Annotated in this window: 10 protein-coding genes; 3 read left to right on the forward strand and 7 right to left on the reverse strand. The window is 59.6% G+C overall.

From position 1 onward, the window contains the following. Nucleotides 1–18: 18 nt before the first annotated feature. The 4 genes from ACYVIT_RS16980 to ACYVIT_RS16995 form a co-directional block, all read right to left on the reverse strand. Complete coding sequence (locus ACYVIT_RS16980; protein ID WP_415805941.1) at nucleotides 19–1,995, reverse strand: aconitase family protein; 1,977 nt, start codon at nucleotides 1,993–1,995, stop codon at nucleotides 19–21. 8 nt (nucleotides 1,996–2,003) lie between these two features. Then, entirely contained in the window at nucleotides 2,004–2,978 is a 975-nt protein-coding gene (locus ACYVIT_RS16985; protein ID WP_415805942.1) for a Bug family tripartite tricarboxylate transporter substrate binding protein, read from the reverse strand. Nucleotides 2,979–3,095: 117 nt separating this feature from the next. Beyond that, on the reverse strand, nucleotides 3,096–3,998 hold the full coding sequence (locus tag ACYVIT_RS16990; protein WP_415805943.1) for a LysR family transcriptional regulator: 903 nt from the start codon (nucleotides 3,996–3,998) through the stop codon (nucleotides 3,096–3,098). Between the two features lie 170 nt (nucleotides 3,999–4,168). Further along, entirely contained in the window at nucleotides 4,169–7,663 is a 3,495-nt protein-coding gene (locus ACYVIT_RS16995; protein ID WP_415805944.1) for an indolepyruvate ferredoxin oxidoreductase family protein, read from the reverse strand. A 114-nt stretch (nucleotides 7,664–7,777) separates the two neighbouring features. Here ACYVIT_RS16995 and ACYVIT_RS17000 point away from each other — a divergent pair, with 114 nt between their 5' ends. After that, entirely contained in the window at nucleotides 7,778–8,683 is a 906-nt protein-coding gene (locus ACYVIT_RS17000) for a LysR substrate-binding domain-containing protein (RefSeq protein ID WP_415805945.1), read from the forward strand. Between the two features lie 129 nt (nucleotides 8,684–8,812). Here ACYVIT_RS17000 and ACYVIT_RS17005 read toward each other — a convergent pair whose 3' ends face one another. Then, nucleotides 8,813–9,670, reverse strand: coding sequence for a fumarylacetoacetate hydrolase family protein (locus ACYVIT_RS17005; RefSeq protein ID WP_415805946.1), 858 nt, complete (start codon nucleotides 9,668–9,670; stop codon nucleotides 8,813–8,815). 39 nt (nucleotides 9,671–9,709) lie between these two features. After that, complete coding sequence (locus ACYVIT_RS17010; RefSeq protein ID WP_415805947.1) at nucleotides 9,710–10,456, reverse strand: SDR family oxidoreductase; 747 nt, start codon at nucleotides 10,454–10,456, stop codon at nucleotides 9,710–9,712. 291 nt (nucleotides 10,457–10,747) lie between these two features. Between ACYVIT_RS17010 and ACYVIT_RS17015 the strand changes: the two genes are divergently transcribed. Beyond that, nucleotides 10,748–11,710: a TAXI family TRAP transporter solute-binding subunit gene (locus ACYVIT_RS17015; RefSeq protein WP_415805948.1), complete on the forward strand. Its 963-nt coding sequence runs from the start codon at nucleotides 10,748–10,750 to the stop codon at nucleotides 11,708–11,710. Nucleotides 11,711–11,799: 89 nt separating this feature from the next. Continuing rightward, entirely contained in the window at nucleotides 11,800–13,827 is a 2,028-nt protein-coding gene (locus ACYVIT_RS17020; protein ID WP_415805950.1) for a TRAP transporter permease, read from the forward strand. 9 nt (nucleotides 13,828–13,836) lie between these two features. On the opposite strand, the gene ACYVIT_RS17025 is transcribed toward ACYVIT_RS17020, so the two are convergent. Next, nucleotides 13,837–14,817 (reverse strand): TRAP transporter substrate-binding protein, encoded by a 981-nt coding sequence (locus ACYVIT_RS17025; protein WP_415805951.1) that lies wholly within the window; start codon nucleotides 14,815–14,817, stop codon nucleotides 13,837–13,839. Nucleotides 14,818–14,856 lie beyond the last annotated feature (39 nt).

Below are 14,856 nucleotides of genomic sequence, written 5' to 3' on the forward strand. Positions count from 1 at the left end.
GGCCGCAGTGGCTGCCGCTCAAGCCGCCTTGTAGCGTGCCTTGATTTCCTCAAAGGACATCAATTCCCCAGCCAACGCACTGGCGATCACTGTCGGCGGGCTGGCCAGCCACACACTGCCCGGCCCCGAGCGGCCGGGAAAATTGCGGTTGATTGCGCTGACGGTGATTTGGTTCGCGTCGGTGGATGAGCCAGGACCGCAGTTTGCACACGCGCCGCATGATGGCTGCAGGATGCGCGCCCCCATGCGGGCAAAAGTCTGGTCATAGCCTTTTGCCTGGCAGTAATCGCGTACGGCGGTTGTGCCGTACTGCAGAAAAAGCGTCACGCCGTCGGCGATACGCAGGTTGTTTTCCAACGCCCATGCCAGCACGTCGTGATAGTGATCGAAATCCTCGCGCTTTCCGGCCGTGCATGAGCCGCCATACGCGATCTCGACGCGTGGACGTTCATTGAGTTCGGCCAACGGCATGCCATTGCCGGGATCACCAGGTGCAGCGACGTAGGGCGATAGCGCAGCACAATCGACGGTGAATGTCGCCGCATAGTCGGCGCCCTCATCGCTGTGCATCCACGGTTCGACGTCCGTTTGCACACCTCGACGTTCACGCAAAAAGGCACAGGTCACCTCGTCGGGCGCAACGATGCCGGTCAAACCGCCCAGCTCTGCCGTCATGTTGGTCAACGTCGCGCGTTCGTCGATCGACATGGCCCGGACAGCGGGTCCGGTGAACTCGAATACTTTTCCTACTCCCGCCCCTGCCCGGATTTCAGGCAGCGCCAACAGATGCAGCACGACATCCTTTGCGGTGACGCCGGGCGGCAACCGGCCGCACAAGTCGATCTGCAGACTCGCGGGCATTGTCAATCGGATAGTGCCGGTCATGAACGCGTTGGCCATATCCGTCGTGCCCACACCGAATGCCACGCAACCCAGGGCACCGCTGTGCGGGGTATGCGAATCAGTCCCCACCACCACCTGTCCCGGCGAGGCATAGTGCTCGGCCATCATCGCGTGCGAAATGCCGGCAACGTTCGTGCCCGGATCCAGGGCGGCTTCGGCATCCGTCAAAGTGCGATGCTGTCGCAGACCATAGTCGTGGATGAAGTCACGTTGTGCCTGGCACATGAAGCGCACCTTGGGCACAAAACCCATACGCACATGATTCGGGCTCTCGTCCACATACGAGGTGTGGTCTTCGAATACCACGATGCTGGCGCTATCGACGAGCGTCAACGGACGGCCGAAACGCGCATGCAACATATGGGCGGCCATGCCGGTGTAGTACTCGTGGATGAATCGCCAATCCGCTCGTACGAAGACGCCCTCGCCTATCGCCAATGCCGTCGACGTCACGGGCGTACGCAACAGGTGGCGGCGGATGATTTTTTCGAACAGGGTTTGTGGCACCGCGTCTGTCGAGTCCTGCTGCGCCGCTATCCGCAGATGTCGCTGTCCGAACGCCAGCAATCCGCCCTCGCGCACGACTGCAGCCGCCAAATCGTCGCGATCCGCGACGATGTCATCGACAGTAATGCGCTCGCCGCGTTGCAGGCGCTCCACCAGGCCCATATCGGTGCTGGTATACAGGCCTATGTTGTCGGCGTTCTGCCGATAGATACGTTCGAAACTCTCGGCAATGACCAGACGCACCCCCGCCGACTTTTCCGCCATCGGACTGTGCTCACGGGACGAGCCCTTGCCGTAGCGGTTACCACCGACGACGACGTTGATCCCTGCCTGACGAATCGCATTCTCTGCAATGGGGCGCTGACCTGCGACCTGCAACCCGGTATAGGGAAATCGCCCCAGGCTTTCGTCAAAGTGCGTCAGGATGGTCACCGGCGTGATCTCATCGGTGGACACATCGTCGCGCAAAGGACTTGCCTGGCTCAGGGTCAAGGGCTTCCCGGCGAGCTGCGCAGCGATCTGCGCAGGGTCGCGGGACAAAAACAGAAAACGCGCAGGACGATCTAGTACCAGAGTTTCAGACATGCTTCACACTATTCAACAGAGATTCCTGCGGCGGATACCAGGCCTTGGGATTTAGTGACCTCATCATCCAGGACTTTACGGGCCTGCTCCGTTGTGCTTCCTTGCGACACGAATCCCAGGGGTTGCAAGGCTTTTAGTACGTCGGGATCTTTCATCACACGCGCCGTGGCGGATTGCAACTGACTCACTTGTTCCGGCGCCATGCCGGCAGGACCAATCAAGGCGATCCAGGCGTCATAGGAGTAATTTTTTACGCCCGATTCGGCCAATGTAGGAATGTCTGGCAGCACCGTCAGACGCTCTGGCGTACTGACGGCCAATGCGCGGAGCTTGCCCGCCTGAATCTGTGCCAATACCGAGGGCACGGCCAGAAATGCCGTTTGAATCTGGCCGGACATCACATCAGTAATCAAGGCGTTGCCGCCTCGATATGGAATGTGGGTCATGTCGATGTCCGCTTGCGACTTGAGCAGCTCGCCGGCCAGGTGCAGGACGCTGCCCGTTCCCGATGAGCCGTAGTTGATCTCTTTGGGGTGAGTCCGTGCTGCCGACAGCAAAGCCCCGATATCGCGATACGGCGAGGTATCCGACACGACAACGACAAGCGGTGTGGTGCCGATCATCGAGATAGGCGTGATGTCGCGCACGCTGTCGTACGGCATGTCTTTGTACAAGCTGGGATTGATGGCGTGATTCGACGACACGATCGCCAGGGTATAGCCATCGGATTTAGCGGACACCAATTGCCGGGTGCCGGGGATACCGGCCGCGCCTGACAGGTTTTCGACAATCAGGGGCTGGGCCAGCGCCTTGCCCAGATGATCCGCAACCACACGAGCGACCACGTCTGCGGTGGAGCCTGGCGACGTAGGCACAATCAGCCGGATCGGGTGATCGGGATAGTTCGCCGCCTGCGCGACGGGTGTCTGGAACAATGCGGTTGAAATGGCGAGCGTACAGGCCGCCAACGTTCGAGCGATCATCAAGCGAGTCTCCTCATTCGGTGCATACGGGGTCTATTGCCCTGTGGCTGAGACTATAAGGAGACGTTGAGACAATCCGAAGTGCCGTCTCGGCATGGCTGACATCGTGAGCGGAGATTACGCGTCCTGCGCCAGGAATCGCAGCAACACCGAGGCGCTGGCTGACAGTTGTTCTGGATCAATACAGACGATGCTCATTTCTCGCCGCGCCCAAGAATCGGACAAGGGCTTTACCACCACATCCAACGCAGAGAGATACAGCTCCGCCACCTGCTGCGGCATGATGGCGATGCCCAATCCGGCATGCGCCATCCGGCACAATGCATCCAGGCTGGTGACGCGGATCTTGACGGTCAACGTCGTGCCCATGGTCTGCGCTCGAGCGGCCAACATCTGCGTCAGCGCGCTGTCGGGACCCAGACCGACGAAGGTTTCCCCCGCGATATCCTGCAAGCTCAGTTGACGGGCAGCGGCCTTGGGATGCGATGCGGGCAACATGACGGCCAACCGGTCACGGCGATATGGCAATGCGTGCAGGCCCTCGATATCAGCCGTCTTATTGCAGATACCGAAATCCACGTCGCGCTCACGTACGCGACGCAGTACATCGGGGCTGTGGCACTCCTCGAGCTCGATGTCTATGTCGGGAAACAGCCGTTGAAAAGCGGCGACATCCTCGGGTAGAAACTGCACGATGGCCGACAGGTTGGCGGCAACATGCACATGCCCCTTGGCGCCTGAGTACAGCCGGGACAGATCCGCGCCCATGGCCTCGACGTCGCCGATGAGTTTGCCCGCATGGTGCAAGACAGTCCGCCCGGCCTCGGTAATCGTCACGCCTCGCGTATGGCGTTGAATGAGCGGCAGGCCGATCAGCGATTCGAGTTCCGCGATGCGGCGGCTGACCGCCGAGGGCGCGATGAACTCACGCTCGGCCGCGCGCGCGATGCTGTGTTCTTGGCAAACGGCTACGAAAAGCCGCAACGACGTCAGGTCGAGTTTGCGTAATAAATTTTCCATGCCGTCGCCGGTCGTGCATCGTCCTCGTCAGAGGAGATGATCGTACTACACGGGTAGCAACGAGGCTCGCGAATCCGGCACGGCATGGTCATACAGGCACTCACACAAAACGGGTGGCCTCGGCGTCAGCCGAGACCGCAAGCGCATCATACGACGGGGTACTCGATGGCTTAAGCCGCCTTTGCGACGCTTGAACCCTCGCGATACTGCCGCAGCAATGCCTCACGCCGCGCGGCGGCTCGCTCTACGTTGCGCGCCTTGACGTGGCCATAACCGCGGATGCTGTCGGGCAGTTCGGCCAGCTGGACTGCGGCATCTCGATTCAGTGCGTCGAGGCTCTGGCCGAACTCATTGATCAGGTCAAAATAATCGCGCACCAGGGCTTGTTCCATACGACGCTCAGCGGTTTTGCCAAAAAAATCCAGGCTTGTTCCACGTAAACGCTTCATTGGCGCCAACGCGCGGAATACCCATTCGACCCAGGGTCCGAAGGCCCGTTTCTTGCCACCGCTCAATGCGGGCGGCGCCAAGTGGTAAATCACACGGTAATCCTTGCCCGGCTCGCCCTCGAATTGTTCTCGCAAACGCTGCTTGAATGTCGGATCGGTGTGCAAACGCGCGACTTCGTATTCGTCTTTGTATGCCATCAGTTTGGCCAGATTCTTTGCCACTGCACGCGTCAATATCGCCTCGCCCGGCAAGCGGGACTCGCGATCACGGATGGCGGCTACGGCGTTCACATAGCGTTGTGCATAGGCCTCATCCTGATAGGCACGCAAATGATCTGCCAGACGGCGAATCGTGGTATCCAGGGATTCAGGCAATACGGCTACCGGCTTGGCGGGACGTAATGCAGCCACGCCATGGTGCGCTGCCTGACGGCCCAGTTCAAAAGCGGCGAGGTTCTTTTCTACCGATACGCCATTGAGTTTGATGGCCTGATGCAGGCTGTCGCGCGATAGCGGGATGCTGCCCTTTTGCCAGGCATAGCCCAACAGTAGAGGATTCGCATAGATGCCGTCGCCCAACAGAGCTTCTGCCAATGGGCCCGCCTCAATGAAATCGCATTGCCCCGAGGTGCTGCGGCGCAAAGCGGCCTCTGCCTGGGCGCCAGGAAATGTCCACGCGGGCTGAGAAAGCAGCGAGGCCGTCGGTGCAGCCGTGCTGTTGACCACGGCTCGGCCGCCATCGGGGCGCAAACGCGATAAGACCTCGGGCGAGGCCGCGACCAAGGCGTCGCAACCGATCACCAAATCGGCTTCGCCCAAGGCAACACGCGTAGCCTGCAAGTCCTCGGGTGTCGACGCCAACTGCACGTGGCTGAGCACGGCGCCGCCCTTTTGGGCGAGCCCGGCCATGTCCAATACGGTGACGCCCTTGCCTTCGATATGGGCGGCCACGCCCAGCAAGGCGCCGATGGTGACCACGCCCGTGCCGCCGACGCCTGCTACGACCAGACGATGAGCGTGGCCGGCTTTCAGCGGCACGATGGCCGGCTCGGGGGCCTCGGCCAACGCCGTCGCCGTGTTTACCGGACGGGGCTTGCGCACCGTGGCGCCCTCTGCTGTGACAAAGCTCGGGCAGAATCCCTGTACACAGGAAAAATCCTTGTTGCAAGACGACTGGTTGATGCGCCGCTTACTGCCCATCGACGTCTCTAAGGGTTCGACCGACAGGCAGTTGGATTGCACGGAACAGTCGCCACAGCCCTCGCATACGGCCTCGTTGATAAAGGCGCGGCGCAGCGGATCGGGGTAATCGCCACGCTTGCGGCGGCGGCGTTTTTCGGTGGCACAAGTCTGATCGTAGATCAACACCGTCGTGGCCAGGATATCGCGCAACTCGCGCTGCACGGCATCGAGTTCCTGGCGATGGTGGACCGCCACATTGGCGGGCAACTGCAGCGCTCCATGATATTTATCGGGCTCGTCGCTGACGACCACGACTCGGTTGACGCCCTCGGCCAGGACCTGCGCGGCAATCTGAGGCACGGTCAGTGTGCCATCGACGGGCTGGCCGCCTGTCATCGCGACGGCGTCGTTGTACAGGATCTTGTAGGTAATGGGTGCGTTGGCGGCCACGGCGGCGCGAATAGCCAACAGCCCCGAATGGAAATACGTGCCGTCTCCCAGATTGGCAAAAATATGGCGCTCGCTGGTGAAGTCCTTTTGCCCCAGCCACGCGACGCCCTCGCCGCCCATCTGGCTGAAGGTATCGGTATTGCGATCCATCCATATCGCCATATAGTGGCAGCCGATACCGGCGACAGCACGCGAGCCTTCGGGCACGCGCGTCGACGTATTGTGCGGGCAGCCGGAGCAGAACCAGGGCTTGCGCTCCTCGACCATGATGGGCTTGGCGGCCTCGCGCTCTTTCGCGTCGATGATGGCCAGGCGCGCGGCGATGCGAGCCCTGAGTTCGTCAGGCAAAGCTGCCTTGTCCAGGCGTGCAGCAATTGCGCGGGCGATCAGCGCAGGCGAAAGCTCGTATTCCGTGGGCAATAGCGGCGTGCCACGCGGCATGGACCACTCGCCGCCGCCATTGTCGCGCTCGTCGAATTTGCCGAATATACGGGGCCGCACATCATCACGCCAGTTGTAGAGTTCCTCTTTTAGTGCGTACTCGAGGATCTGGCGTTTTTCTTCGACCACCAGGATTTCTTTCAGGCCTGTCGCAAAAGCACGCGCCCCCTGCGCATCGAGGGGCCAGACGCAGCCGACCTTCATCAAGCGAATGCCCGCGATCTGACAGGCCTCGTCGTCCAGCCCCAGATCTATCAGCGCCTGACGCACGTCGAGATAGGCTTTGCCCGCCGTCATGATGCCGAAGTGCGCATCCGGCGCGTCCAGCACGACGCGATTGAGGCCATTGGCACGCACGTAATCCAACGCGGCGTACCATTTGTGATTCAACAAACGGGTCTCTTGCGCCACGGGCGTATCCGGCCAACGGATATTCAATCCCCCCGCGGGCAGTTCGGTATCGGGCAATACCACGCGTACACGCGCAGGATCGAGTTCGACCGAGGCGCTGGATTCGACCACGTCCGTGACGCATTTCATCGCCACCCACAAGCCGGTATAGCGGCTCATCGCCCAGCCGTGCAGACCATAGTCCAGGTATTCCTGCACATTCGACGGATACAGCACGGGGATGCCTGCGGCAATCAAGACATGTTCCGACTGATGCGCCACGGTTGACGATTTGGCGGCATGGTCGTCGCCTGCCAACAGCAGCACGCCCCCGTGGGCTGCTGTACCCGCGGAATTGGCGTGTTTGAGCACGTCGATAGAACGATCGACGCCCGGCCCTTTGCCGTACCACATGCCGAATACCCCATCTCGCGTCGCGTTGGGGAATAGATTCAGTTGCTGCGTTCCCCAGACGGCCGTCGCGGCCAGGTCTTCGTTCAGCCCGGGTTGGAACACGATGTCATTCGACTGTAAATGGCCTTTGGCTTTCCAGAGCGCCAGATCCAGCCCGCCCAGCGGCGAGCCGCGGTAGCCGGAGATATAACCCGCGGTGTTCAGCCCCATCGCCTGATCGCGCGCCCGTTGCAGCATGGGCAGCCGTACCAGGGCCTGTGTGCCGCTCAGATAGATGCGGCCGCTTTCTTGCGTATATTTATCGTCCAGCGTGACATGGGTGGGCAATGGGGCGTTCACTGTGTCTCCTGATGCCTATTGATTGGCTTGCTAGGAGTGTAGAAAGCCCGCTGGTTATCGTATATTCATATATTCAGTTAGCTGGTATATATAAAACTAATATCCGGAGACCGCATGGCTAAAGACGTCACCGTACGGCAATTGCGTTATTTCACCGCGGCTGCACGCACAAGCCGCTTGTCGATGGCGGCGACCGACGAGCATGTATCGCAGTCGGCCGTGACCAACGCCATCCTGGCGCTGGAGGCCCAATTGGGCATTCGCCTGTTTGATCGTCATCCGCATGGCGTCACGCTGACACCCGAGGGGCATCATTTCCATCAGCGCGCGCGCGAAATCCTGGACGCTCTCGATGATGCGCTGCGCGAGCCCGGATTCCAGCGCTATACCTTGCGCGGTTCGGTCCGGATTGCGGCGTCCTATACGGTGCTGGGCTATTTTTTGCCCGAGTTGCTGGCACGCTTTCGCCGCCGCTATCCCGATATCGTGCTGGACCTGGTGGATATGGACCGCCCCGAGATCGAGGCTGCCATCACGAGCGGCGATGTGGAGCTCGGTGTGACCCTGCTGTCTAATTCGGATACGCGCAACACGCTGAGCAAACACGTATTGGTCAAATCGCGCCGGCAGTTGTGGGTGCCTGCCGGTCATCCGTTGCTAGAACAAGCCACGCCGTCCCTCGCCGATGTGTCCAAGCTGCCCTATATTCTGCTCGAGATGGATGAGGGCGAACGCTCTACGCTAGGTTATTGGCGGGCGCATGGATTACAGCCCGATATTGCTTTTCGCACGCGATCCATGGAGGCGCTGCGCGGCCTGGTGGCGCACGGGTTTGGCGTCACGATTCTGTCGGATATGGTGTATCGGCCCTGGTCGCTAGAGGGCAAGAAGATCGAAGCGATTCCGTTGCCCGATGCGGTGCCGCCAATGGATGCCGGGTTGTTGTGGCATCCGCGCGCGGCCATGGCGCGGCCGGCGAGCGCGTTTCGGGATTTCATGATTCATGCGGCAGGCAGCTGAGCTGCGCGCGCGCATCGGTGGATTGAACAGCCCTTCTGGAAAACGTCACGGCACGCCGCAACACATTGCCGCGTTGCAACGCGCCATACAACGCTCGCCGCAGGTACATGCCTGCGGCGAGAACACCCATCAGTCCAGCAACTCGGCGTTCCAAGCATGGACGCGCTGCGTTTGCTCGCCCAGCCCTTCGATACCCAGCCGCACCACATCGCCGTCCTTGAGATACACAGGTGGCTTTTGGCCCAGGCCCACACCAGGCGGCGTTCCCGTGGAAATCAGGTCGCCGGGGTACAAGGTAATGAATTGGCTGACATAGTGGATGAGATACGCCACGTTGAAGATCATGGTCTTGGTGCTGCCGTCCTGGAAGCGCTTGCCATTGACCTCGAGCCACATGGCCAGATTTTGCGGATCAGCGATCTCGTCCGGGGTCACGAGCCACGGACCGATCGGGCCAAACGTATCGCAGCCTTTGCCCTTGTCCCAGGTGCCGCCGCGCTCGATCTGATATTCGCGTTCGGACACGTCGTTGATCACGCAGTAGCCGGCAACATGCTTGAGCGCTTCCTCCAGGGTGACGTATCGCGCCTTGGTGCCGATCACCACGCCCAACTCGACTTCCCAGTCCGTTTTCACGGAGCCTTTGGGCAGCACGATGGGATCGTTGGCGCCCGATGCGCGGGACCATTTGTTGAACAGTATGGGCTCGGCCGGTGGCTCGGCGCCTGTCTCGGCAGCGTGATCGCTGTAGTTCAGACCTATGCAGACAAACTTGCCGGGGTCGGCATAGGGCGTGCCCATGCGGCCGGGCTGTGCCACGGCCGGCAGACTGCCCGGATCGAGCTTGCGCAGTGTATCCAGCGCCTGGGGTGACAAGGTCTGGGCCGTGATATCCGGCAACACGCCCGACAGATCACGCACGACGCCTTGGGCATCCAACAGACCGGGTTTTTCCTGGCCCACAGGGCCGTATCGCAACAGTTTCAACACAAACTCCTTATCAAGATGCAGGACTTTCTACTCGGTTCAGTTCGACCAGCCGCCGTCGATGATCTGCGTGGTGCCAGTCGTAAAGCTGGACTCGTCTGAGGCAAGATACAACGCCAGAGCGGCAATTTCTTGCGGTTTTCCCACCCGCCCGATAGGTTGGCGGGACACGAAATCGGCCCGCACCTGTTCTACGGACTTTCCGTATTTGTCCGCCTGGCCGGCAATGCGCTCCTGCAAGGACGGCGACTCGACCGTGCCGGGACAAATACTGTTGCAGCGTATACCCTGCCCGACAAAATCCGCCGCGATGGATTTGGTCAAGCCGACCACGGCGGCCTTGCTGGCGCCGTATGCGAATCGATTCGGCACGCCCTTGACGCTGGACGCAGCCGAGGCCATGTTGATGATAGAACCACGGCCCCGACGCAGCATGCCGGGCAAAAACGCGCGGATCGTCTCATACATGGCGGTGACGTTTAACGCAAAGGAAAAATCCCAGGCCTGGCGATCGCAACCCAGGATATTGCCGTCATGGACATAACCCGCGCAATTGAACAGCACATCGATATCGCCCAACTCGGCCGCCAGCGCGCTGATCGCCCGGGAATCCGTCACGTCCAGTTGCCGCGCCTCGCAACCACGGAGGTCACTCAGCAAGTCCGGTTTGAGATCGGTGGCGATGACGCGCGCGCCCTCCGCGATGAACAATTCGGCCGTTGCTCGGCCTATGCCCTGGCCCGCCGCTGTCACCAACGCGATTTTTCCTGCCAAACGATCAGCCATCATGTCTCCGGTTTTTGAATGGATGGGTTTATTTTTATATATGGGAATACTTTCCAGTATGCGCCGCCTATTTTCGCGCAACTACTATAGTATTTTTTGACCTTCCAGGATTTGTGAGGCCGAGGGCAAGGCGTTGTTGTGCCACCGTGCGGCGAGAAAATCCCGATTGACGCTTCGCTTGGCCGCGAGTTAAACAAGGGCAGGACTCGCCCGAGTCCACACAAGCAAAAAGCGCAAACGGGCGGACGCCCCTCTAGCGGTGATGTCTGACCCAGCGCACAAGGAGACCGCATGAAGCTTTCAATAAAGAGGTTTGCATGTATCCTGGGTTTCTCACTGCTGGCCGTGCAAACGGCAGGGGCCGAGAACCTCTCCATTGCAACGGGCGGCACGGGCGGGGTTTATTACCCGATCGGCGGGGGCATGGCATCCATTCTGTCCAAAAAAGTCCCAGGCCTGGAGGCCACGGCCGAAGTCACCGGCGGATCGGTGGACAATCTCAAACTGGTGGGGTCAGATGACAGTTATATCGGTATGACCATGTCCGATGCCGCACTGGACGCCTATCAGGGGAAAGACAAATTCAAGGGGAATAAACAGGCACTGCGTACGCTGATGATCATGTATCCGAACAGCATGCATGTCGTCACGCTGCAGGGCAAAAACATAGAAAAATTCGCCGACCTGAAAGGCAAACGCATCTCGACGGGATCGCCCGGCAGCGCGACCGAAGTCATGGCGTTTCGCCAGTTGGAGGCTGCCGGACTGGATCGTGACAAGGATGTCCAACGCGAACGCCTGAGCGTGGCCGAATCGGTCAACGCCCTGAAAGACAACAAGATCGACGCGTTCTTTTGGGTTGGGGGCCTGCCCACTGCAGCGGTGACAGACTTGGCCAACACACCGGGCACCACGTTGTTGATGATAGACAACGCCGAACTGGTGCCAGCCATGAACGAGAAGTACGGCAAACTCTACGTGCAATCGGTCATCGGTAAAGACGTCTATCGCGGCATGAAGACCGACAACAAGAATGCCAACGTGATGAACCTGTTGGTGGCTAACGAGGAGATGGATGACAAGACGGCCTACAACATCGTCAAGACCATCTTTGAAAGCCGTGATGATCTGATCGCCGTACACAAGATCACGGCGGATTTTGCGCTCGACAAGCAAAAGTCGGCCGCCAGCCCCATTCCCTTTCACCCCGGGGCGGCCAAGTATTTCCAGGAGCGCGGCGCCTCGCTTGATTAAGCAGGCTACGCATCATGCCGGTCTCGCCGCAGGCGGGCCGGCATCGGCACACCACGGCCGTAACCGCATCCTGGAAGAGAGGCCCCGGCATGATCGAATCCCAAGAACAGAATTCCGCACAGGTCAGTGACGAGGCCTTGCGCAAGGCCGAGCAATACATCGAGGAAGAAGAAGGCGCGATCAATCATATCGGCGGCAAGCTGGGCGTGTCTCTGGCAGCGCTGGCAGTATTGATGTCGCTTTTCCACCTATATGCTGCCTACGCGATCGTGCCCACGCAGGCGTTGCGCCCATTGCACGTGAGCATGGTGCTCGCGCTGTGCTTTCTGATGTTCCCCATCGCCAAACGTTATCGGCATCGCATCATGTGGTGGGATTGGTTGATGGCGGCGCTGGCGGTCGCTATCGTGGTCTATCTGCTGCTGGGCGGAGATGAGTTCACCGACCGCAATACCATGCCCGATGCCTGGGACATCGCATTCGGTTCGGCCTTGATTCTGTTGGTCCTGGAAGCAATGCGTCGCACGATAGGCTGGATTCTACCCGTCATATCGAGCTGCTTTCTGTTGTACGCCTTTCTGGGCAACTATCTGCCGCATCCCTGGACGCACCGGGGCTACGATCTGGGGCGGCTGGTGGGCTTCATGTACATGACGCTAGAGGGCATCTACGGAGTAGCCGTCGACGTGTCTTCGTCGTTGATCATTCTGTTCACGATTTTTGGCGCTTTCTTGCAGTTCTCCGGCGCAGGCAAGTTCTATATCGACTTTTCATTTTCGGCCATGGGGGGCAAACCTGCCGGGGCAGGACGCACCGTCGTGCTGGCCTCTTTCCTGCTGGGCGGGCCGTCAGGCTCGGGCGTAGCGACGACAGTGACACTAGGTACCGTGGCATGGCCGATGTTGGCCAAAGTCGGCTATGCGCGTAATGCGGCAGGCGGTCTGCTGTCGGCGGGTGGTTTGGGAGCGATCATCTCGCCGCCCGTGATGGGCGCTGCGGCTTTCATCATCGCCGAGTTCCTGCACATCTCGTATCTGGACGTGCTGCTGATGGCGGTCATCCCGACGTTGCTCTTTTATCTCGCGCTGTTTTTCATGGTCGAGATCGATGTGCACAAGTACGGGATGCACAACGTCGACATCAAGCGCGTAGACACAGTCTGGAATCTGACGCGGCGGTATTGGTATCACTTTCTGTCGCTGGTTTCCATCATCGCGTTCATGTTGCTGGGTTTCTCGCCTGTGCTGTCTGTATTCTGGGCCACGGTGGTGTCTTTCCTGACCAGTTTTTTGCGTCCGGAAACGGCGATGATCTCGCGCGATCTGTTCCGCGGCAAGGGGCGGGTAGCCGATCATCTGTTCAATTCACCGCTGATACAGGCGTTGAAAGCCGGTTCGCTCGGAATGCTGAGCGTAGGCGCGACATGTGCCGGCGCGGGCATCATCGTCGGCGTCGTCACGCTGACTGGACTCGGCCTGAAATTCAGCGGCATTGTCATCGACTACGCGGCCGGGTCGTTGCTGCTGACGGCGATCTATACCGCGCTGGTCGTCTGGATCATCGGCCTGGCCGTGCCTGTGACGGCGTCATACATCATCTGCGCCGTCATCACGGCGCCCGCGTTGATCAAGCTCGGCGTGCCAGATTTCGCCGCGCACATGTTCATTTTTTACTACGCCGTCTTGTCGGAAGTTTCACCGCCCACTGCCCTGTCGCCATTCGCTGCATCGGCGATCACCGGCGGAGACCCGTACAAGACCACCATGCAGTGTTGGAAATACACAATCCCGGCCTTTCTCGTGCCCTTTATTTTCGTGCTCGACCCCAGTGGCCAAGGGTTGTTGTTGATGGGTTCGACCAAAGCCCTGGCGGGAGCTGACTGGTGGAGCGTCGCCGCTGTCACGTTCACTGCAGCAAGCGGTATTTTCGCATTGGCGATTGGCTTTCAAGGATGGCTGCTGGATCGGGTCAACGCATTCGAGCGCACGATGTTGATCGTGGCAGGTTTCGCGTTGGTGTATCCCGATCCGGTCTCGACCACGATAGGCTTTGTACTGGTAGCGATTGCGCTGGCGTTGTACGGATGGCGCCGGCGCATGACGGTACGAACGAGTTAATTCAGCGGATTACTTGAGCGAACTCTGCAACTGATTGATATCGACGCCCAGCTCTGTCGCGTACTTTGCTACTACCGGCTTGACTGCCTCACGCAAGCGAGCCAATTCTTCGGGGCTTAGCTCGTTGATCTTCAGACCCTCGGCCTCCAATGAGGCACGCAGCTTGACCTCTTGTTCGCGCTCGAGTTGGCGCATGAATTTGCTGGCTTCGATGCCGGCTTCGCGTACTGCAGCTTTATCGGCGTCCGACAATTTGTCGAACCATTTCTTGCTGCCGATCACGATAAAGGGCGAGTACACATGGCCGGTCAATGAGTAATACTTTTGAACTTCGTAGAACTTGCCAGAGGCAATCAAACCGACGGGATTTTCTTGCGCGTCAACCGCACGCGACTCGAGTGCGCCGTACAACTCGGTATAGGGCATGGGTACAGGGTTCGCTCCCAGTGCTTTGAATGTGTCGATAAAAACGGGATTCTGGATGACACGGATTTTGAGTCCCGCGAGATCCTCCAGCTTGGTGATGGGGTGTTTGGAATTGGTAATGCTGCGAAAACCGTTTTCCTGGTAGCCCAGTCCCACCAGGCCCACGCTATCGAGCTTGGCCAATAACGCTTGGCCTTGCGGACCGTCGAGCAATGCGTCGGCCTCTTTGTAATTGGCGACCAAATAGGGCAAATCGAAAAGCGCGAACCCCTTGATCTGACCAACCAGATTCGACGTGGGGCCAGTCATGAACTCTAACGTGCCTCCTTGAACCTGGGACTGCAGTGAGGGATCGGAGCCCAGCTTGCCACTGCCGAAGGTATTCACGGTGATACGGCCGTTGGTCTTTTCTTTTACCAGGTCGGCAAATTTGCGAGCTGCGACGCCTTGAGGGTGATCCTCCGTCGCGCCATAGCCGAATTTCGCCACCATCTGTGCGTGGACACCTGTGCTGAACACCACGGCTCCGGTGGCCAACAGGACGTTGAGAATGAGCTTGCGCATGTTGAGTCTCCGATATTATTTATTGAATGAATCAGCGGT

This window comes from Bordetella muralis, assembly GCF_054781015.1.

What these genes read in the sequence shown, in the direction of transcription:
- ACYVIT_RS16980 (WP_415805941.1), bottom strand. Translation starts at nt 1,995, where the DNA reads ATGTCTGAAACTCTGGTACTAGATCGTCCTGCGCGTTTTCTGTTTTTG.
- ACYVIT_RS16985 (WP_415805942.1), bottom strand. Translation starts at nt 2,978, where the DNA reads ATGATCGCTCGAACGTTGGCGGCCTGTACGCTCGCCATTTCAACCGCA.
- ACYVIT_RS16990 (WP_415805943.1), bottom strand. Translation starts at nt 3,998, where the DNA reads ATGGAAAATTTATTACGCAAACTCGACCTGACGTCGTTGCGGCTTTTC.
- ACYVIT_RS17000 (WP_415805945.1), top strand. Translation starts at nt 7,778, where the DNA reads ATGGCTAAAGACGTCACCGTACGGCAATTGCGTTATTTCACCGCGGCT.
- ACYVIT_RS17010 (WP_415805947.1), bottom strand. Translation starts at nt 10,456, where the DNA reads ATGGCTGATCGTTTGGCAGGAAAAATCGCGTTGGTGACAGCGGCGGGC.
- ACYVIT_RS17015 (WP_415805948.1), top strand. Translation starts at nt 10,748, where the DNA reads ATGAAGCTTTCAATAAAGAGGTTTGCATGTATCCTGGGTTTCTCACTG.
- ACYVIT_RS17020 (WP_415805950.1), top strand. Translation starts at nt 11,800, where the DNA reads ATGATCGAATCCCAAGAACAGAATTCCGCACAGGTCAGTGACGAGGCC.
- ACYVIT_RS17025 (WP_415805951.1), bottom strand. Translation starts at nt 14,817, where the DNA reads ATGCGCAAGCTCATTCTCAACGTCCTGTTGGCCACCGGAGCCGTGGTG.